We start from the raw sequence: 18,401 nt of genomic DNA on the forward strand, positions 1-18,401 counted from the left end.
TAAGTAGCTTTGATAAACTCGTACCTCAAACATATCAAAGCTCCTAAGATTTTCTAAAACACTTCACTAAGACTGATAAAAAAGTTTTTAAATGTGCTTCAGTTTTGGCAACATATGCCTACGTATAAGTTAAATTTAAGTTGTGGGTATCTATATTAGTTCATAGGTTTTACTTTTTACGCTACCTATAATAACCTTATCTATATAGCTATTATTTCTTTTTATAATTTCAGCTGCTAATTCTTGAGCTATTATTTTATTTTCTATATTTTCTACTTTATTAATGAAGAGTATTCTTTCACCTAAAGAATTTTTAAACAGGCCTTTATGATGGAATACTAAGGATATTAAATGCTCTATATTTATAAATCTATCTATTTTGGAGTTAGTTATGTGAATAAAATTATTTACTCTATGAACATTAGCTTCATTTATTTTTTTACCTATGGAGCATATATCTAATACCCCTATAGTTTTATTGGTATTATAAAATATAACTGGTTCATCATCTCGCCAGCCTTTAATGCATTTCCTTTTGGAACCATCTGCTTCTATTAATGTACAATCAAAGTACTTATATACTTTTTCTAAAGAGTCTGAGCTCAATCCAATTATTTTATCTTCTGAATTAATGTGATTTCCATAAACATAAATTCCTTTTGAAGCATTAGATATAGAATTTAAGTAATTATTCTTTAACATAGTTATAAAGTCATACTGGTTTTTATTAGGTACGTAAATTTTTGTAGTAGTAGTTACTAATACTTTATATTGGTGCCTTAGCTCTTGGGCTATTGAAAACATAAGTGATGTTTTACCACCAGCACCTACAATAGAAACAATACAATTCTTGCTTAAGTTTATTAGTTTTGTTAACTTCATTTTCGCCTCCAGTAATAATTTAAAATACTAGTGCTTCTAAAATTTAAAGCAACAACTATGCCAATTTTAAATATTGCTTTGATAACATTTTATATGAAACTATATAATTAATACAACATATATTTATTTTTAATAAAAACTTTTCCAATATGAGAAACATAAAATTCATTAATCTGCGTAGTTTTTTTATGAAAGTTTGAAAATAATCTACTAAATTTCATAAGTTATTCAGAAATTGTTTTATCAATATATCAATATAATATATTTGTTTTGATATATTGATAAAATAACGTATTAATTTTATTAAAATGTATGGTATAATAAGTTAACTAATGTCATCACTGCATAGTTTCATAAATCATTGAATATAGGTATATGGATAACAATTTTTTATAGAAAATTTCATAACATATCTTGATCTTATATTATTTGTTATCAAAATTATTATTTATTATCATTTTGATAACAAATAACATAAGTTTAAATTTAAAAGAAAAGGTGTATAACACTTTAAAGTAATATTTTTTATATTACATCCAACTGCTATTAAGCTTTTGTGATGGTTAAATTAAGATCAAGTTGGTGTTAAATGCCTAAATGGCATTTAATAGGCAAAACTCTAAATCGTAGACAAACCTCATGTTATTCTTATTTTAACTTTATTGCTGATAAATCTATATTATATATGGCACGTTTATTGCTAAGGTAAATTAAAAGGATTTATTGCTTATAATGTAAGCAAAGGATTTCCTAAAGGGAAGTATCTTTCTTAGAAGATCTTTTTAAAAAGGGGAGTAGAACATGTACAAATTTAATCTAAACGGAAATGTAGTAATAATAGAAGAAGATAAAAATTTACTTGAATATTTAAGAGAAGATGAAAGACTTACTTCTGTAAAAAATGGTTGTGGAGAAGGTGCCTGCGGAGCCTGTATGGTTTTAGTAGATGGAAAAGCCATGAGAGCTTGTATCTTAACCGCAGCTAAAGTTGAGAATAAGACAGTTTTAACTGTTGAAGGTTTAACTGAAAAAGAAAAGGAATTATATGCTTGGGCCTTTGCTGATGCAGGAGCTGTACAATGTGGTTTTTGTATACCTGGAATGATTATAAGTGCTAAAGCCTTGTTAGATAAGAATTTAAACCCTACATCTAAAGATATAAAAAATGCTCTTAAAGGAAATATATGCAGATGTACAGGATATGTAAAAATAGAAAAAGCTGTTGCTATGGTAGCAAAGGCTTTAAGAGAAAATATTATTCCACCTAAGACAGAATTTACTGGACATATAGGAGAAAGTATACATAGAGTGGATGCTATAGATAAGGCACTAGGAACTGGGCAATATGCAGATGATATACAAGTAGAGGGAATGATTTATGGTTCCGCACTAAGAAGTAAGTATCCAAGGGCCTTGGTAAAGAAAATTGACACCATTGAAGCGGAAAAATATCCTGGAGTTATAGCAGTATTAACAGCTAAGGATATACCAGGAAAGAGATTTTTAGGTCATCTTATAAAGGATTGGCCAGCCATGATTGCAGAAGGAGAAGAAACAAGATACGCAGGAGATTCCATTGCACTAGTTGCTGCCACAAGTAAAAAAGCTTTAAAAGAAGCTTTAAAGCTAGTTCATGTGGAGTATGAAGAACGAATACCACTTACCTGTCCGACTATGGCTATGAAAGAAGGTGCTCCTAATATTCATCCTGGTGGTAATATATTAAAAAGGGAGCTACTAAAGAGAGGCAATGTAGATGAAGTTATAGCTAATTCTAAATATGTAGTAACACAAAAATATTCTACTCCTTTTACAGAACATGCTTTTTTAGAACCAGAATGTGCTGTAGGTATGCCAGAGGGTGATGGAGTAGTTGTATATACTGGTGGACAAAACGTATATGATGAGCAGCATGAAATCATGGCGCTTTTAGGATTACCAGCAGACAAAGTAAGAGTCATTAGTAAATATGTAGGTGGAGGATTTGGTGGAAAAGAAGATATGAGCGTGCAGCATCATGCAGCACTCCTGACCTGGTATACTAAGAGACCTGTAAAAGTTACTTTAAGTCGTCAAGAAAGTATTATGGTTCATCCAAAAAGACATGCGGCGGACATGGAGTTTACAACTGCTTGCGATGAAAATGGAAAATTAACTGCTATGAAAGCTAGAATTATAACGGATTCTGGGGCTTATGCATCTCTTGGAGGACCAGTTCTTCAAAGGGCATGTACTCATGCAGCAGGGCCTTATAACTATCAAGATATAGAGGTAGAGGGTATAACTGTTTATACTAACAACCCACCAGGAGGGGCCTTTAGAGGTTTTGGCGTCACTCAATCAGCTTTTGCCACTGAATGTAATTTAAATCTTTTAGCTGAAAAAGTTGGAATATCACCCTGGGAAATTAGATTTAGAAACGCAATAGAACCAGGACAAGTACTTCCTAATGGACAGATTGCAGGGGAAGATACTGCACTTAAAGAAACACTTTTAGCAGTTAAAGACGTGTTTGAAAAACATCCCTATGCAGGTATAGCTTGTGCCTTAAAAAATAGTGGAGTAGGGGTTGGAATTCCGGATATAGGAAGGTGTAGATTAACTGTTATAGATGGAAAGGTTCATATAAGAACTGCTGCAGCCTGTATAGGTCAAGGGCTTGCAACAGTAACCACTCAAATGTTGTGCGAAACCGCAGGAATATCACCAGAAATTGTTGTAATAGATCCACCGGATACAGCAATTACTCCTAACTCTGGAACAACTACAGCTTCAAGACAGACTTTATTTGCAGGAGAAGCTACAAGACAAGCGGCTATGAAGCTTAAAGAAGCATTAAGAGAAAATTCCTTTGAACAGCTTAATGGTGAAGATTTCTATGGAGAATATGTAGGTGTTACAGATCCTATGGGTTCAGATAAAACTAATCCAGTAAGCCATGTTGCCTATGGATATGCAACACAGGTGGTTATTTTAGACGAAAATGGGGTACTGCAAAAGGTAGTGGCTGCTCACGATGTGGGGAAAGCTGTAAATCCAACAAATGTAGAAGGCCAAATAGAAGGGGGAGTAGTAATGTCACTTGGATATGCCCTCACAGAAGATTATCCTCTAAAAGATTCAGTACCAACAGCTAAATTTGGAACTTTAGGGTTATTTAGAGCACCAAGTGTTCCTGAAATTCAATCAATAATTATTGAGAAGAGTAAGGCTTCTGTTTCATATGGTGCTAAAGGTATAGGGGAAATAGTATCAGTACCAACAGCACCAGCAGTACAGGGAGCTTACTATAAACTTGATGGTAAGTTTAGAACAAAATTACCTTTAGAAGATACTGCTTATAGAAAGAAAAAATAACATACTGTAGCTCTAGTAGTTAACTTTGCTTATCATGATATACAATAACGTTTAATAGAATCAAAAGGAGATAACATATGGATGAATGTATATTTTGTAACTATAATAAATCAGATATAGTAGCAGAAAACAAACTTGCTTTTGCTATAATGGATAAGTTTCCAGTAAATGATGGACACACTTTAATAATACCAAAAAGACACTTTAAAAGTTTTTTTGAAGCTACAGAAGAAGAGATTAAAGCAATGTATAGCCTTATGCATGAGGTAAAAGAGATGCTGAATATTCAGTATGAACCAGCAGGTTATAACATAGGAATAAATGTAGGATACTATGCAGGTCAAACTGTAATGCATTTACATGTTCACCTAATTCCAAGATATAAATATGATGTACAAAATCCAAGAGGCGGTATAAGAAATTTCAAAACGGCTTTGGTAGAATATAATGAATAGTGTTTAATTATATGTATACCCATGCCCGAAATTTAACTTATACTCGGGAATATGCTGCCAAACTTCGGCACGTTAAAAACTTTTAATCAGTCTAAAGTTCGTGTTTTTGAAAATCTAAGAATCTTTGATAAACTCGTACCTCAAACATATCAAAGCTCCTAAGATTTTCAAAAAACACTTCACTAAGACTGATAAAAAAGTTTTTAAAAGTGCCATCAGTTTTGGCAGCATATTCCTACGTATAAGTTAAATTTAAGCTGTGGGTATCTATAATATAAAACCTTTACTTTTTAAGAGGTCTCTTTAGCAAGAGGCCATTTTTTATATTTAATTTATGAAAAATATATAGAATTAAATATATTCTACATAAAATCTTTATAAATAACTGTTAAACTAATGGTATACTAATTAGTTGAGGTGAATTTTATGAACAAAATATTGATAATAGAGGATGAGCAAAAAATATCTAAGGTATTGAAGGCATATTTAGAAAAAGAGGGGTATCAGGTTTATTGTGCGGAAAATGGAACTGATGGACTAAGACTTTTCAATTCTAATGAATTTAAGCTAGTTATATTAGATTTAATGCTTCCAGATATTCAAGGGGAAGATATATGCAAAGTTATAAGAACTAAGTCCGATGTATATATTTATATGCTAACGGCAAAGTCTGCTCTAGAAGATAGAATAGAAGGATTAAATATTGGAGCAGATGAGTATTTGGTAAAACCTTTTAGTCCAAGAGAGCTAACTGCTAAAGTTAATGCTTTGTTTAGAAGAATAGGTTCTGAAAGTTCCGGGATTATTTCCTTTAATAATGGAGAACTTAAAATTTTTAAGGACAGTAGAACAGTAAAGGTAAAAGATAAGGAAGTAACTCTGACACCTAATGAGTTTGATATTTTATATTTACTTGCAGTAAATAAGGGTAGAGCTTTTAGCAGAGAACAATTAATAGAAAAAATATTTGGTATAGATTTTGACGGCTTTGATAGAACCATAGATGTTCATATAAAAAATATAAGGAAGAAGATTGAGGAAGATAGTAAAAATCCTAAGTATATTTTAACAATAACAAAGGTAGGATATAAGTTTGGCGGTGAAACATAATATGTATAGTATTAGGAGAAAGCTAAGTATAATATTGCTAGTATGTTCAATATTGGCTACAATACTCATTGCTTTGTTTGTAAATTTTACTATAAACAATAAATTTAATGAGTATATGATAAATATTCAAAATAGAAGAAATGATAGAATAGTTCAATACTTTCAAGAAGTGTATAAAAGAGATAAACAGTGGACAAAAGAATCTGGAGTTGAAATGGAACATGAAGCTTTTATGAGTAACTATTGTTTAACTTTATTAGATGCAAATAAAAAGTTAGTGTGGACAATGGATCCTAGTGACATTAGAGAAAAAGACCATTTTACATCTGTTAACATTAAAAATGAAGGTGTTTATAATACTACCAATTTTCCTATTACTTATAATGGTAACATTGTAGGATATATAGGAATAGGGCAATATTCTTCAGTTATATTATCATCCGATGATATAAATTTTAAACTTTCAATAAATAAAGGGATTGCAGCTAGTATAATTTTCACACTTTTTATTGTTGTAATTGTAAGCTTATATTTTTCAAGGCAATTTTCTGTGCCTATAAGAGAAGTATCAGATATATCTGTGAAGCTTTCTAGAGGTGATTATAATTCTAGAACCGATGTAGATACTGATATACTTGAACTTGAGAAGCTTAAAATTAGTATAAATACCTTAGGAGAAAAGCTTAAACAGCAGGATTTATTAAGAAGAAGACTGGTCTCTGATATATCTCATGAGATTAGAACCCCTTTAAATATATTACAAAATAACCTAGAGGCTATGATTGATGGTATTTTTCCTGTTAACACTGAGCAGTTAACAGCTCTTAATGATGAAGTTATTAGATTTGGAAAGCTTTTAAATAATTTAAATATATTAAAAGAATTCGAAATAGAAAATAGTTTAGTTGATCAAGAAAATATATGCTTAGAAGAACTTATAGCTTCAGTATGTGACGACTTTTCAATTGTATCAAAAGAAAAAGATATAAAATTAACTTATAATTTTAAAGCTGGTGAAAGTTATGTTATTTTAGGTAATAAAGATAAGTTAAAACAAGTATTTATAAATATTCTATCTAATGCAGTAAAATTTACAGATCAGGGTGGTAATATATGGGTGAACCTAACTAAGAGTAAGAATCATATCATTGTTAGTATAAGAGATAATGGTATAGGGATTAGTAAAGAAGATCTACCTTTTATATTTGAAAGACTGTACAGAGGGGATAAGAGTAGACACAAAATTGAAGGAAGTGGTATAGGGTTAACTATAGTTAAAAATATACTGATGCTGCATTCAGCTTCTATTGATGTGGAAAGTGAAGTCAACCAAGGAACTACATTTACTATTAATTTCAAAAGAATTTCTTCATAAAAATTATATTTATATGGGAACTATACAATGGGTCTGGAACTTTTAAATTTAATTTATTCCACATAGCATATTACTAGATTATGCTACTGATAAATAGTTTAAGAAAGTCTAAGCCTCAAATTAAGCAGAGAGCCAAAATCTGTGATTTTGTGTGAATCGGTTAAGCGACCATATCAAAATCTGTGATTTTGATATGGTCGCTTACTCTGTGAGTACTCCTCTGACTAAAGGAAGAGGAGTTTCATAATATAAAAGCACTTTGATAAACTCGCTTAGGCTCAAACAGTATCAAAGTGCTAAGCTTTTCTACTAATTTAAGACTAAGACTTTCTAATAAACTATTTAAATGTGGCACAAATCTAGTAGTATGCTATGCTGCATACATTAAATTTAAAAGTTCTAAATCTATATGTTGATGTAACCTATTTATTAATTTTATTAATATAATCTTTCATCTGTTCATATGTCATAGATCCAACATGTTTTGCGGTAATTAATCCATTTTTATCTATAAAAAAAGAAGTTGGTATTGATGTTATATTATATTTAATTGCTACACTTTGATTAGAATCAATTGCTACACTTGGATCAAAATCAAGTAATACTTTGAACTTATAATTATTTTTATCTATGAATGATTTTGCTGTGTTTACATCCTCCCCAAGATTTATAGTAACTATTACTAAATCTTTATCCTGATTTTCTTCATATATTTTTTCAATATCAGGCATTTCAGCCTTGCATGGCGGGCACCAACTTGCCCAGAAGTTTAGAAATACTTTTTTACCTTTTAAATCACTTAAAGATACATAATTACCTTCTAAATCCTTTAATTTAAAATCAGCAGCTTTCAAGTTAAAAGCATTAGTATCAATTCCTGTTGAGGATACATTAGAAGTTGAAGCTGTACTATTTTGTTGAGAGGATTTTTTGTTATTTAAGGAATTGTTAAAGTTTTTTACTTCATAAAATGCTCCAACAAATACAAGCACTAATACTAATAGGCAAATAATTTTTTTCATGACTCACATCTCCGTTTCTAAAAGTTTATAAAGTTTAAATAGCCATTTAAAGTGGCAATTTTATTGGTAAAAACTATAATACCCAGGAATATCATGATAACACCACTAATAAATGATATAATAGGGGAATATTTCAATATTTTTCGTATATGAATTGAGAAGCTTTCTATAGCCATTGCAGTTAGAATAAACGGAACAGCAAGACCTAAAGAATAAAATATAAGTAATAGTACACCTTTACTAAGAGTATTGGTACTTGCAGCATAAATAAGGATTGATGATAAAATTGGGCCTACACATGGAGTCCAACCAGTTGCAAAAGCCATTCCCATTAAAATTGAAGCTAAGTTACCTGTGGATTTATGAAAAGATAAAAATCTTTTCTCATAAAATAACAGTTTTATCTTAAATATGCCCATAGTATGTATTCCAAAAATAATTATTAATATTCCACCAATTTGTCTAAAAAAGCTTTGATATTTTGTTAACAACTTTCCAATTGAGGTTATTGATGCTCCCATGGCAATAAAAATTATAGAAAATCCTATAGTAAAACCTATAGATTTATATAATGTATTAAGTTTAGTGTTTGTCCTATTAAGATTTTCTATTGTATTACCAGTTAAGTAGCTTATGTATGCTGGAACTAGTGGTAAAACGCAAGGGGACAAGAATGATAACAACCCTGCAGAAAATGCTAATATTAATGATACATTATTCAATGATTAATTTCACCTCCATTTCTATTATATTCATTATATCAAACCATAATAAATCCCTTAGTAAAAATTATAATAAGGAATAGTTTGGTATAATTAACTATTCCTTATATAAATATTTATAACTATATTCTATTTAGTATATGTTTTTCTTATTTTTTCAAAGTCAGCTTTTTTAATATCATCAACTACTTCTATAACTCCTAGAATGCTACCGTCTTTTACTATTCCATATCCTCCAGTTTTATTAAAGGTAACATCTAAGTCAACCACACCTTTCTTACCTACAAAGGACTTAAATGTATCACCGGTTTCTGCTGATATTAAATCAAATTTTCCTTCAGCATTGTCAAAAGAAGTTAGATCAAAGGTTAATTTAGTTTTTATATTTTTATCTACAACAACTATAAGAGGTTTAAAATCGTAACCTATGCCTTTAATTGTAGCACTTTGAATAGTATTCTGATTTTTACCTATAACTAAAGCAGAGTTAACTATAGTTTCTGTAGGAACTACGTTAAGATCATTACCATATATACTAGAAGGTTGTGACGAACTAGAAGAACCATCACTAGGTGGTGCAGCTCCACCACAACAACCACCACCACCAGCAAGTGGTGCAGAAGGATCTGTTTTAGATGTATCAACAGCATCTAAGTCATCCACTACTCTAATTACTCCTCTAATCATACCCATCCAGCAGCTAAAGTTTATGTCTTTATCCTTTGGTGTAAATTCTATGGTGTTTTCACCACTATTTAACTGCTTCTTTATATCCAAGGATGGGACTACAATTGTGTTATTGCAGGAAGTTATTTGTTTACCATCTATTACCCATTTAACAGGTACACCTTTCTTCACGTATAGTACATTAGGATTATATCCACTTCCATCAGCAGTCATGTTTATAATTTGAACTCCATCTTTTAAAGTAGCTTTTGTACTATTAGATCTAGAAGCACCAACTGATTTGCTATTACCAGATAAAAGAGAGGTTAAAGGTGTAACAAAGTCTATTCCAGCTAAAGATAATCCTCTATTACCCATTATAAGTCCTAAAACAATTACAAGAATTCCGCTATACTTCAAGATTTTTTTAGTATACCCTTTGCTTAACATTCCAGATACTGCTCCAAAGACTAACATTAAAGGAACTGTACCTAATGCAAATATAAGCATAGCAAGAGCACCTTTAACTGCACTTCCTGTACCAAGGGCATATAACTGCATTGTCTGCAGTGGACCACAAGGCATTAAACCGTTTAAAATCCCAACCATAAAGGGAGTTTTTGGCTTATTTTTCACTGAACAGAAGCTCCATGGAAGTTTTATCTGAAGCTTTCTAAATAAGCTAAAGCCAGCCATATTAAATCCCATAATAATCATAAATAAACCAGCAAAAATTTGAAGTGCAGCTTGAGTTTTTATTGATAATGAAAGAACTGAGCCTAATGCTCCTACAATTCCTCCAAGAATTGTATAGGATATTATTCTTCCTAAATTATATAGAAGTGTTGGTGTAATTGCTCCTAATTTATTAGTGTTTTCTTTTGATAAACTCTGAGAGAGCATTATTCCACCGCACATTCCTACACAGTGTATAGATGTAAGAATTCCAACTATAAAGAGCACAATATATGTAGCTCCTTTTAACATATTATTCATGTCAAAACCACTAGTAGAATTACCTATAAGAATAATAGCTGCTGCTATTATTAATATACCAGCAAAGGCTGTACCAGATGACTTATTAATACTATATCCAGCATTATGTATAGCATTTTTTATATCTTGTAAACTACAGAGGTCTGAGTCATATTCTACGTCTACCCATTGACTTTTGTAGCTAGCAGCAGCATTGGAAACTCCAACTAACTTTTTCAATGTTCTTTCAATAGTTTTTTCACAAGATGTACAAGTCATATCATATACTTTTAGTCTTGTATTTTTTATATTCATAAATTCACCCCATTATATATTTTATTATGTTATTAGAATATAATAAATTCATATAAGATATATGTTGTATACTTATCAACATATATATGTTTAACAATTCTAATTATATATAATAGTTATGTAGAAATTATGAAGACAAAGGTTAAGAAATATATGATACTTAAAAGATTTTCTATTAATTTAGAAACTTAGTTTTTAGAGGTTTCTCCAAAGTTATCAACAAACCAATCAATGAGCTTTCGTGCTATACTACCGTTAACAGGAATATTAGGCAATTCATCCGCACTATACCAAGAAGCATGGTCTAATTCAATACCATCAATTTTTAACTCACCACTAGCATATTCACAGATGAAGGCTATCATCAATGAGTCAGGAAATGGCCAAGGTTGGCTACCAAAGTATTTTATATTTTTAACCTTTATTCCTGTTTCTTCAAAAACCTCTCTAGAAACACACTCCTCAAAGGTTTCTCCAGGCTCTACAAAACCAGCAATTACACTATGCATTTTATTTGGGAAATTAGTATTATGAGCAAGCAATAGCTTGTTTTCTTTAATTATTGCTGTTATTACAGCAGGAGATATTTTAGGATAACTTACTAAGTTGCATTTTGGGCAAGCTTTTGCTCTTTCATCCTGTTTGTGTACCACTATAGAACCACATCTGCTACAAAATTTGTATGTATTGTCCCAATTAATTAAATGAAAGGCTTTTCCAGCTAGATAATAAAGAGATTCATCAATTAATCCAGAAAGAGATCTAAAACTCAAAAATTTCATGTAATTAAATTTATTCAGTGATTGTTTTGTTTCTCCAAAAAGAAATTCTTGGTTACCTTTAGATGTTAGAAAATCTAAAGAGCATATATCCAGCCCTAAATTTCTTATGTCATTTTCATTAGGAAAACATATATTGTTATCCTGGGACTTTACTAATAAATTATTGTTATTAAAGACAAAATAAATTTTATTATCCATTTTTGCATTCACCTTTTTATACTTGTTTTCATATTTACTGCATTTTATAATATCAGTATAAATGCAATTAGTTTCATAATCAACAAAAAATATTTTAGTTACTAAGTCACCATAAAGTAACTTAGATTTATTAAAATCCTTTAAAAATTATATTATTAATAACTTTGTATATATAAATAGAGGGGGAGTAAAATATGAATAAAAAATATGTAGTTATTATTCAATGTGATATTGCACATAGAAGGTGCAGCGGGTTTGCTTGTACAAATGCCTTCTATAATAGAGAAGAAATGTTTAAAAACTATGATGATAACGTAAGATATATTTCTTTTACCTGCGGAGGATGTTGTGGAAAGAGTGTTGCAGCAAAATTAGAGCATTTCTCTAAGAAGCTGAAGAGTAAAAATAACATTAACAAAGATGAAGTTGTAGTTCATCTATCTTCTTGTATGGTTACAGATAACTATCATTATGATAGTTGCCCTCATGTTGATTATATTAATAATATTGTTTCTAAAAAAGGCTATAACAATATTATAGAAGGATCTTATATAAGTAAAACTGCTAAAAGAAAAAGACAAGAGGGAGGATATGCCTGTTATGAATAATAACAGGTATTTATTATACAGATATCCATACCCTAAATTTAGATTGTGGGTATCTATAAAAATGTTGCATAATGGAAATTCAATTTCTTTATTTTACCAGATGTAGTAATAATTCATTATTATGTATGTAATTTAATAGAGTAATAATTTTATAACTACATAAACTTTAATTACAAAGCAGAAAAAATAAATTTAAAATTTAAGGAGGAACAAAATTATGGCAAACAGAAGTAATAGAGTATTAGTACCACAGGCAAAAGCAGGATTAGATCAGTTTAAAATAGAATCAGCTAGAGAAGTAGGAGTAAACTTAAAAGAAGGATACAATGGAGATCTTACTTCTAGAGAAGCAGGTTCAGTTGGCGGTAATATGGTTAAGAAAATGGTTGAAGCTTATGAACAAGGTTTAAAATAATATATAGATAAGATAAAAAAGTTAGGCAGCTTATGTCTAACTTTTTTATTCTTGGATGTAAAAGATAGATATTTAAATATAAATTTAAGAACCGTATAATTACACATCCTTGAATTTATATTTAAAATCCATTTATTGTGATATTTTGCTTATAATTTATAAGGTTATTCTTATAATACCACACAGCCATTTAGACGCCTATTTTATTCCTTTAATTTTACCTTTAAGTGCTCTTAGACGTCCATTTACATAATTAATAAGTTCTTGTTTATTGTTCTTTATATTGGAAGGCGCATTAGAAACTATAGTAATAATATCTAACTTGTTTCCTTTTACTTCTTTAGCAACTTCATAAGCTAAACATATGTTTTTTACCTTCCAATAAGTAGCGTTAAATTCATCTGCTTGCCTTTTATTGTAATATCCTTTTTCAACACCATATTGAAATAAATCTGCGGCTGCTTCTAATTCATCCAGATCTTCAGCTTCTAAAGTCTCATTAATGAGAGCTTGAAATGATTTCATTGTTGGGCCTCCCTTTTTAGTGAGATAATAATATTTTAAACTTAGACTATGATTCATATACTAGAGTATATTGGATTCAATACCAAATAAAAATATACTCTATTGTATTATATGACTTAACAACAGTTAGACTTTGTAATGAAAATCTTATATAATGGTAATACACTTTATTAAAAATGTAAATAGATTATTTTTATGAATTTAATTGCAGCTTGTTTATAGTATACACATCTTTAGTAAACATGTATAGAGCTGGAACTTTTAAATTCAATTTACTCCACATAAATTAAATTTAAAAGTTCCGTACCTATAAGAATATCTAGAACTGGAGTATAAACCAATGAGAAAATTTAAGAAATTTTATATTGAAATTACCAATGTATGTAATCTTTCCTGCAATTTTTGTCCTCAAACAATGAGGAAACCTGAAGTTATGACCATAGAAACCTTTAAAAAAATATTAGATCAAATACAACCTTATACGGATTATATATACTTTCATGTTAAGGGAGAACCTTTAATGCATCCATATATAGACAAATTTTTGGACTTAAGCTATGAAAAAGGCTTAAAGGTAAATATAACCTCTAATGGAACTCTTGTAAATAAAGTTAAGGATAACATAATAGAAAAGCCGGCATTAAGACAAGTTAACTTTTCACTACATAGTTTTGATGAAAATGAAGTCACAGCTAATAAAGATGAATATGTTAATAATATTATATCCTTTGCAAAGGAAGCTATTGATAAAAGTAATATGCTAATATCCTTCAGACTTTGGAATTTGGATAAGGATAATAAGACAAATGCTGAAATACAAAAAAATCGTGAAATTCTTCAAATAATTGAAAAAGAATTTAAACTGCCTTATAAAATAGAAGAAAAAATAAATCCAGGTAGAGGAATTAAAGTTTCACATAGAATTTACTTAAATCAAGACCATGAATTTCAATGGCCAGATTTAAAAGAAACAGAGGACCACGGTAAAAGCTTTTGTTATGGTCTTAGAAATCAAATAGCAGTCTTAGTTGATGGTACTGTAGTACCTTGCTGTTTGGATGGGGAAGGCGTAATTAGGCTAGGTAATATTCATGAAACCGAATTTTCACAGATATTGAATAGTGAAAGAGCTAATAGTATTTACAATGGCTTTTCTAGAAGGGAAGCTGTGGAAGAGCTATGTAGAAAATGTGGGTATAGAAGGAAGTTCAGCAGCTAATATAATTAGTTTCATTAAGTTATATACGTCAGAGAAATTAATTATTTTAAAAGCACAGCTAATTTTGCTGTGCTTATTATAACTTTATAAATTTACATATTAAATATAAATAATGTTTAAATATTCTTCCAATATGCTGTAGCTTCTTCTTCAAGTTTTTTCAGTCTTATATAATAGTCAGGAAATTCTTTAAGATGTGCTAATGCAATTTTACCAGTTAGAATAGGATCATCATTGGTAACATTAGTAACACTAGATCTTCTTCCATGTTCAAGCTCCACATTCATGCCATTTTTGAACTGTTCTACATCAAATTTTTCCTTACTAAAGTCGATGCCAAGAGCCTTAGCTACTTTAGCTGCTTCTTCAGTTGTAAAATTAACCCTTGGTGTAGTTGCTGTATCTTTAAGCATAGGCTTACTATTTAACTTATTCTCTAAAATCAAATTTAAGATATAATCAAATTTACTAGAGTGTTTAAATTCATTAGTTAACATCTCAAATAACATATCTCTAAAGTATCTATCGGGAACACCGGCTCTAATGTTTCTGCACAGCTCCATAGAATTTAATTCGGAAAATTTAGCTTTCTTTATACAATCAATATATGATGTTGGCTTTTCAAATTGTATGTCTTCTGAAGTTACAAGCTCTTGTGATGCAAAAATTCTATATATTTCTTTAAACATAGTAATATGTTTTTTTTCGTCATCACGAATAGTAGTTATAATGCTTCTTTCTTCATTTGTAGGAGCAGCAGATATTAGATAATCATAAAATAGCTCAGATTCCTTTTTCATTTCAGCAGCCTGTTTTATTAATGATAGTGCTTGATTCAAGGTCTTATAAGAAACTGGTATTACGTAGTCTGAATATCCATTAGAACGCATCATAAAAGGTATAGAGAAATTCATTACTTCACCTCCTAGAAAATTATATAGTATAGATAGCCATGCCCCAAATTTAACTTATACCACCGGATATATTACCATGTTTCGTCACGTTAAATATTTTTAATTAGTCTAAAGTTCAAATTTAAGCACAGAGCCAAAATCTGTGATTTTGTGCGAATCGGTTAAGCAGACATACAAAATCTGTGATTTTGATATGGTCGCTTACTCTGTGAGCACTCCTCTGACTGTAAGGAAGAGGAGTTTCATAATAATATAAAAGAACTTTGATAAACTCGTACCTCAGTTCGGACCAACTTATCAATTACCATTGATAAGTCGCTGGTTAAAAGCCATTTAGGCTTTTAACCATATCAAAAGTTCTAAGATTTTTATCAAATTTTCGCTAAGACTAATAAAAACATATTTAAATGTGACTTCAACATTAGCAATATATCCCTGCGTATAAGTTAAATTTAAGCTGTGGGTATCTATATATAAATAAACTCTAATAATTATAATATTATACATAAACACTTTAAGTTACTAATAATGTTGTATATTATGAAATATATGTGTAAATTTATACTATTTTTATATATGGGTGTGAGTTATAATAGAAATTGGTATCAATGAGATAACAACTTCTACGTTTCATACAGAGGTTAAATGCTTAAATGATATTTTAACGTGTATACATGCTGGTGATAATCAGTAATTTACATAATGATCATTAACAAGTTGCCCATGTAGCTGAAATTCTGCTTATAAAATTAAATTGGAAAGGATGATAAAGTATATTATGAAATTAAATAGAGTTCATCATATTGCTATAATATGTTCAGATTATGAAAAATCTAAAAACTTTTATGTTAACATACTTGGGTTAGACATAGTTAGAGAAATATATAGAGAAGAAAGAAGTTCATATAAACTGGACTTGAAGGTGGGAGATCAATATATAATCGAATTGTTTTCCTTCATTAATCCACCAGAAAGACCAAGCTATCCAGAAGCTAGAGGCTTAAGACATTTAGCTTTTGAAGTAACCAATATAGAAGAAGCGGTTGAAGAACTTTTATCTAAGAATATAAATGTAGAACCTATTAGAGTTGATGAAAATACAGGTAAAAAATTCACATTCTTTAGTGACCCTGATGATCTTCCTATTGAATTATATGAAGCCTAATTTTGGGGTTCGTATCTGAAACCTAGCATATACCTACAACTTATCTATCATCAGTTTTGCCTAAGACATATATAGTAGCTTGATCGTTAGGTTCGTATGAGAAGGTTGTGGTATAAATGTTTAAAAGTTTCCAGCCTTGTCTAAGCAGATCATTTGCTTCAGTTTGACTATGGGTTTCTTGAACTTTTATAATGTCTGATAAATGTTCTTCTATCATATACTCACCACCTTGTTTACTATATTCTTCTTTTATAATAAATAATTTTTTTTACTACTGGTTTTTATATCTACATATTTCAAAGTGCTTTAAAAATAGGTTATGTACTTAGAAAAAATCTATGTGTGGTATTGAAAGGCAGTAAGCTTAAATTATTTATGATAAACATATTGACAAAGATAAGGTTTGTATTTATTATATAAAATATAAATGTAAATTTTTAATTAATAATTTTTATAATTTAGGTAAAGATTATGTCACATAACTGGCGGAAGTGGAGTTTACCACAGGGAGTGTGACTGTATGTAAGAATTGCCGACCGCCTGGGCTAAAAGTCTAGGCGGTCTTATGCTTTTTGGAGTTTCCTATAAATGGTTTTAAATTTTTATCCGATGACTACCCGCTCTAATACTCCCAGCTTCTACAAATTGGGAGTAAAGAGCGGCTACGTCCCTGGATTCGTTCAACTAAGAATCAGATGGGGTCAAAACCCCATCTGATTAAAGTTTCACTTTATATTGAGGAGGTATATTTTATGAGTACAAAGGCTTGGAATGGTTTTAGAGAAGGAAAATGGACAGAAGAAATAGATGTAAGAGACTTTATACAAAAGAATTATAGTTTATATGAAGGAGATAAAAGCTTTTTAGCAGCTCCAACAGAAAAAACAAAAAAGGTTTGGGACAAAGCAGAAGCACTTATTATAGAAGAAATTAAAAAAGGTATTATTGATGTAGAAACAAATGAAGTTTCAGGTATTAATAATTTTAAACCAGGATATATAGATAGAGAAAATGAAACTATAGTAGGATTTCAAACTGATGCTCCACTAAAGAGAATAATGAATCCTTTTGGCGGTTTCAGAATGGTAGAACAGTCACTTGAAGCATATGGCTTTAAGATGGATGAAGATATAGCAAAGAATTTTAAGAAATATAGAAAAACTCACAATGAAGGAGTTTTTGATGCTTACACAGAAGGTACAAGAAAGGCTAGAACTGTAGGTCTTTTAACAGGTCTGCCAGATGCTTATGGTAGAGGAAGAATAATAGGTGACTACAGAAGAATAGCTCTTTATGGAATGGATTATTTAATAGAGCAGAAGAAAAAAGACTTAGCAGAGTTAACAGGATCAGCAGATGAGACTATAAGAATCAGAGAAGAAGTGTCTATGCAGATTAGAGCCATGAAAGAAATAAAGGAAATGGCTAAATCTTATGGCTATGATATATCAAACCCAGCAGAAAATGCAATAGAAGCAGTACAGTTCTTATACTTTGGATATTTAGCTGGAGTAAAAGAAAATAACGGAGCAGCTATGTCTCTTGGAAGAACTACAACTTTCTTAGATGTATACATCGAAAGAGATTTAGTAAACGGAGTTATAACAGAAGAAGAAGCTCAGGAAATAATAGATCAGTTTGTTATAAAACTAAGACTTGTTAGACATTTAAGAACTCCAGAATATAATGACTTATT

17 protein-coding genes and 1 riboswitch are annotated in these 18,401 nt (G+C 30.1%); of the genes, 9 read left to right on the plus strand and 8 right to left on the minus strand.

What is annotated here, in order from left to right:
- Positions 1-150 precede the first annotated feature (150 nt).
- Positions 151-882, minus strand: a complete 732-nt coding sequence (gene yqeC, locus HGI79_RS16185; protein ID WP_185651725.1) for a selenium cofactor biosynthesis protein YqeC — start codon at positions 880-882, stop codon at positions 151-153.
- 801 nt (positions 883-1,683) lie between these two features.
- Between yqeC and xdh the strand changes: the two genes are divergently transcribed.
- The 4 genes from xdh to HGI79_RS16205 all read left to right on the plus strand — a co-directional run bounded on the left by xdh (position 1,684) and on the right by HGI79_RS16205 (position 7,179).
- Positions 1,684-4,239, plus strand: a complete 2,556-nt coding sequence (gene xdh / locus HGI79_RS16190; protein WP_185651726.1) for a selenium-dependent xanthine dehydrogenase — start codon at positions 1,684-1,686, stop codon at positions 4,237-4,239.
- Between the two features lie 77 nt (positions 4,240-4,316).
- Positions 4,317-4,694, plus strand: a complete 378-nt coding sequence (locus HGI79_RS16195) for an HIT family protein (RefSeq protein ID WP_185651727.1) — start codon at positions 4,317-4,319, stop codon at positions 4,692-4,694.
- 426 nt (positions 4,695-5,120) lie between these two features.
- Positions 5,121-5,804 carry a response regulator transcription factor gene (locus HGI79_RS16200; RefSeq protein ID WP_185651728.1) on the plus strand — a complete coding sequence of 228 codons (684 nt, stop codon included), beginning with the start codon at positions 5,121-5,123 and terminating at the stop codon, positions 5,802-5,804.
- A gap of 1 nt (position 5,805) precedes the next feature.
- Positions 5,806-7,179 (plus strand): cell wall metabolism sensor histidine kinase WalK, encoded by a 1,374-nt coding sequence (locus tag HGI79_RS16205; protein ID WP_185651729.1) that lies wholly within the window; start codon positions 5,806-5,808, stop codon positions 7,177-7,179.
- 422 nt (positions 7,180-7,601) lie between these two features.
- On the opposite strand, the gene HGI79_RS16210 is transcribed toward HGI79_RS16205, so the two are convergent.
- The 4 genes from HGI79_RS16210 to nudC all read right to left on the minus strand — a co-directional run bounded on the left by HGI79_RS16210 (position 7,602) and on the right by nudC (position 11,859).
- Positions 7,602-8,201 (minus strand): TlpA disulfide reductase family protein, encoded by a 600-nt coding sequence (locus HGI79_RS16210; protein WP_185651730.1) that lies wholly within the window; start codon positions 8,199-8,201, stop codon positions 7,602-7,604.
- Between the two features lie 17 nt (positions 8,202-8,218).
- The gene (locus HGI79_RS16215) at positions 8,219-8,923 is read right to left on the minus strand and encodes a cytochrome c biogenesis CcdA family protein (protein ID WP_185651731.1); all 705 of its coding nucleotides are present in this window, start codon (positions 8,921-8,923) and stop codon (positions 8,219-8,221) included.
- 129 nt (positions 8,924-9,052) lie between these two features.
- The gene (locus tag HGI79_RS16220; RefSeq protein ID WP_185651732.1) at positions 9,053-10,879 is read right to left on the minus strand and encodes a sulfite exporter TauE/SafE family protein; all 1,827 of its coding nucleotides are present in this window, start codon (positions 10,877-10,879) and stop codon (positions 9,053-9,055) included.
- A gap of 188 nt (positions 10,880-11,067) precedes the next feature.
- The gene (nudC, locus tag HGI79_RS16225) at positions 11,068-11,859 is read right to left on the minus strand and encodes an NAD(+) diphosphatase (RefSeq protein ID WP_185651733.1); all 792 of its coding nucleotides are present in this window, start codon (positions 11,857-11,859) and stop codon (positions 11,068-11,070) included.
- A 194-nt stretch (positions 11,860-12,053) separates the two neighbouring features.
- Here nudC and HGI79_RS16230 point away from each other — a divergent pair, with 194 nt between their 5' ends.
- Positions 12,054-12,467, plus strand: coding sequence for a CGGC domain-containing protein (locus HGI79_RS16230; protein ID WP_185651734.1), 414 nt, complete (start codon positions 12,054-12,056; stop codon positions 12,465-12,467).
- Positions 12,468-12,684: 217 nt separating this feature from the next.
- The gene (locus HGI79_RS16235) at positions 12,685-12,882 is read left to right on the plus strand and encodes an alpha/beta-type small acid-soluble spore protein (RefSeq protein ID WP_185651735.1); all 198 of its coding nucleotides are present in this window, start codon (positions 12,685-12,687) and stop codon (positions 12,880-12,882) included.
- A gap of 198 nt (positions 12,883-13,080) precedes the next feature.
- Here the strand turns inward: HGI79_RS16235 and HGI79_RS16240 are convergent, their stop codons facing one another.
- The gene (locus HGI79_RS16240) at positions 13,081-13,407 is read right to left on the minus strand and encodes a hypothetical protein (protein ID WP_185651736.1); all 327 of its coding nucleotides are present in this window, start codon (positions 13,405-13,407) and stop codon (positions 13,081-13,083) included.
- A 340-nt stretch (positions 13,408-13,747) separates the two neighbouring features.
- Here HGI79_RS16240 and HGI79_RS16245 point away from each other — a divergent pair, with 340 nt between their 5' ends.
- Positions 13,748-14,626 carry a radical SAM/SPASM domain-containing protein gene (locus tag HGI79_RS16245; RefSeq protein WP_185651737.1) on the plus strand — a complete coding sequence of 293 codons (879 nt, stop codon included), beginning with the start codon at positions 13,748-13,750 and terminating at the stop codon, positions 14,624-14,626.
- A 116-nt stretch (positions 14,627-14,742) separates the two neighbouring features.
- Here the strand turns inward: HGI79_RS16245 and HGI79_RS22910 are convergent, their stop codons facing one another.
- Positions 14,743-15,540, minus strand: coding sequence for a DUF5661 family protein (locus HGI79_RS22910; RefSeq protein ID WP_241428239.1), 798 nt, complete (start codon positions 15,538-15,540; stop codon positions 14,743-14,745).
- Positions 15,541-16,318: 778 nt separating this feature from the next.
- Here HGI79_RS22910 and HGI79_RS16255 point away from each other — a divergent pair.
- Positions 16,319-16,705: a VOC family protein gene (locus HGI79_RS16255; protein WP_185651738.1), complete on the plus strand. Its 387-nt coding sequence runs from the start codon at positions 16,319-16,321 to the stop codon at positions 16,703-16,705.
- A 40-nt stretch (positions 16,706-16,745) separates the two neighbouring features.
- On the opposite strand, the gene HGI79_RS16260 is transcribed toward HGI79_RS16255, so the two are convergent.
- Positions 16,746-16,922 carry a hypothetical protein gene (locus HGI79_RS16260; RefSeq protein WP_185651739.1) on the minus strand — a complete coding sequence of 59 codons (177 nt, stop codon included), beginning with the start codon at positions 16,920-16,922 and terminating at the stop codon, positions 16,746-16,748.
- 251 nt (positions 16,923-17,173) lie between these two features.
- A riboswitch (ZMP/ZTP riboswitch) is annotated at positions 17,174-17,258 on the plus strand.
- A 199-nt stretch (positions 17,259-17,457) separates the two neighbouring features.
- On the opposite strand from HGI79_RS16260, the gene HGI79_RS16265 reads away from it, so the two are divergent.
- Positions 17,458-18,401, plus strand: a 944-nt coding sequence (locus HGI79_RS16265; protein WP_278046724.1) for a pyruvate formate lyase family protein, incomplete at its 3' end; no start/stop codon positions are given.

The organism is Clostridium sp. DJ247, assembly GCF_014231265.1.

What these genes read in the sequence shown, in the direction of transcription:
- yqeC (WP_185651725.1), bottom strand. Translation starts at nt 882, where the DNA reads ATGAAGTTAACAAAACTAATAAACTTAAGCAAGAATTGTATTGTTTCT.
- xdh (WP_185651726.1), top strand. Translation starts at nt 1,684, where the DNA reads ATGTACAAATTTAATCTAAACGGAAATGTAGTAATAATAGAAGAAGAT.
- HGI79_RS16195 (WP_185651727.1), top strand. Translation starts at nt 4,317, where the DNA reads ATGGATGAATGTATATTTTGTAACTATAATAAATCAGATATAGTAGCA.
- HGI79_RS16200 (WP_185651728.1), top strand. Translation starts at nt 5,121, where the DNA reads ATGAACAAAATATTGATAATAGAGGATGAGCAAAAAATATCTAAGGTA.
- HGI79_RS16205 (WP_185651729.1), top strand. Translation starts at nt 5,806, where the DNA reads ATGTATAGTATTAGGAGAAAGCTAAGTATAATATTGCTAGTATGTTCA.
- HGI79_RS16210 (WP_185651730.1), bottom strand. Translation starts at nt 8,201, where the DNA reads ATGAAAAAAATTATTTGCCTATTAGTATTAGTGCTTGTATTTGTTGGA.
- HGI79_RS16220 (WP_185651732.1), bottom strand. Translation starts at nt 10,879, where the DNA reads ATGAATATAAAAAATACAAGACTAAAAGTATATGATATGACTTGTACA.
- nudC (WP_185651733.1), bottom strand. Translation starts at nt 11,859, where the DNA reads ATGGATAATAAAATTTATTTTGTCTTTAATAACAATAATTTATTAGTA.
- HGI79_RS16230 (WP_185651734.1), top strand. Translation starts at nt 12,054, where the DNA reads ATGAATAAAAAATATGTAGTTATTATTCAATGTGATATTGCACATAGA.
- HGI79_RS16235 (WP_185651735.1), top strand. Translation starts at nt 12,685, where the DNA reads ATGGCAAACAGAAGTAATAGAGTATTAGTACCACAGGCAAAAGCAGGA.
- HGI79_RS16240 (WP_185651736.1), bottom strand. Translation starts at nt 13,407, where the DNA reads ATGAAATCATTTCAAGCTCTCATTAATGAGACTTTAGAAGCTGAAGAT.
- HGI79_RS16245 (WP_185651737.1), top strand. Translation starts at nt 13,748, where the DNA reads ATGAGAAAATTTAAGAAATTTTATATTGAAATTACCAATGTATGTAAT.
- HGI79_RS22910 (WP_241428239.1), bottom strand. Translation starts at nt 15,540, where the DNA reads ATGAATTTCTCTATACCTTTTATGATGCGTTCTAATGGATATTCAGAC.
- HGI79_RS16255 (WP_185651738.1), top strand. Translation starts at nt 16,319, where the DNA reads ATGAAATTAAATAGAGTTCATCATATTGCTATAATATGTTCAGATTAT.
- HGI79_RS16260 (WP_185651739.1), bottom strand. Translation starts at nt 16,922, where the DNA reads ATGATAGAAGAACATTTATCAGACATTATAAAAGTTCAAGAAACCCAT.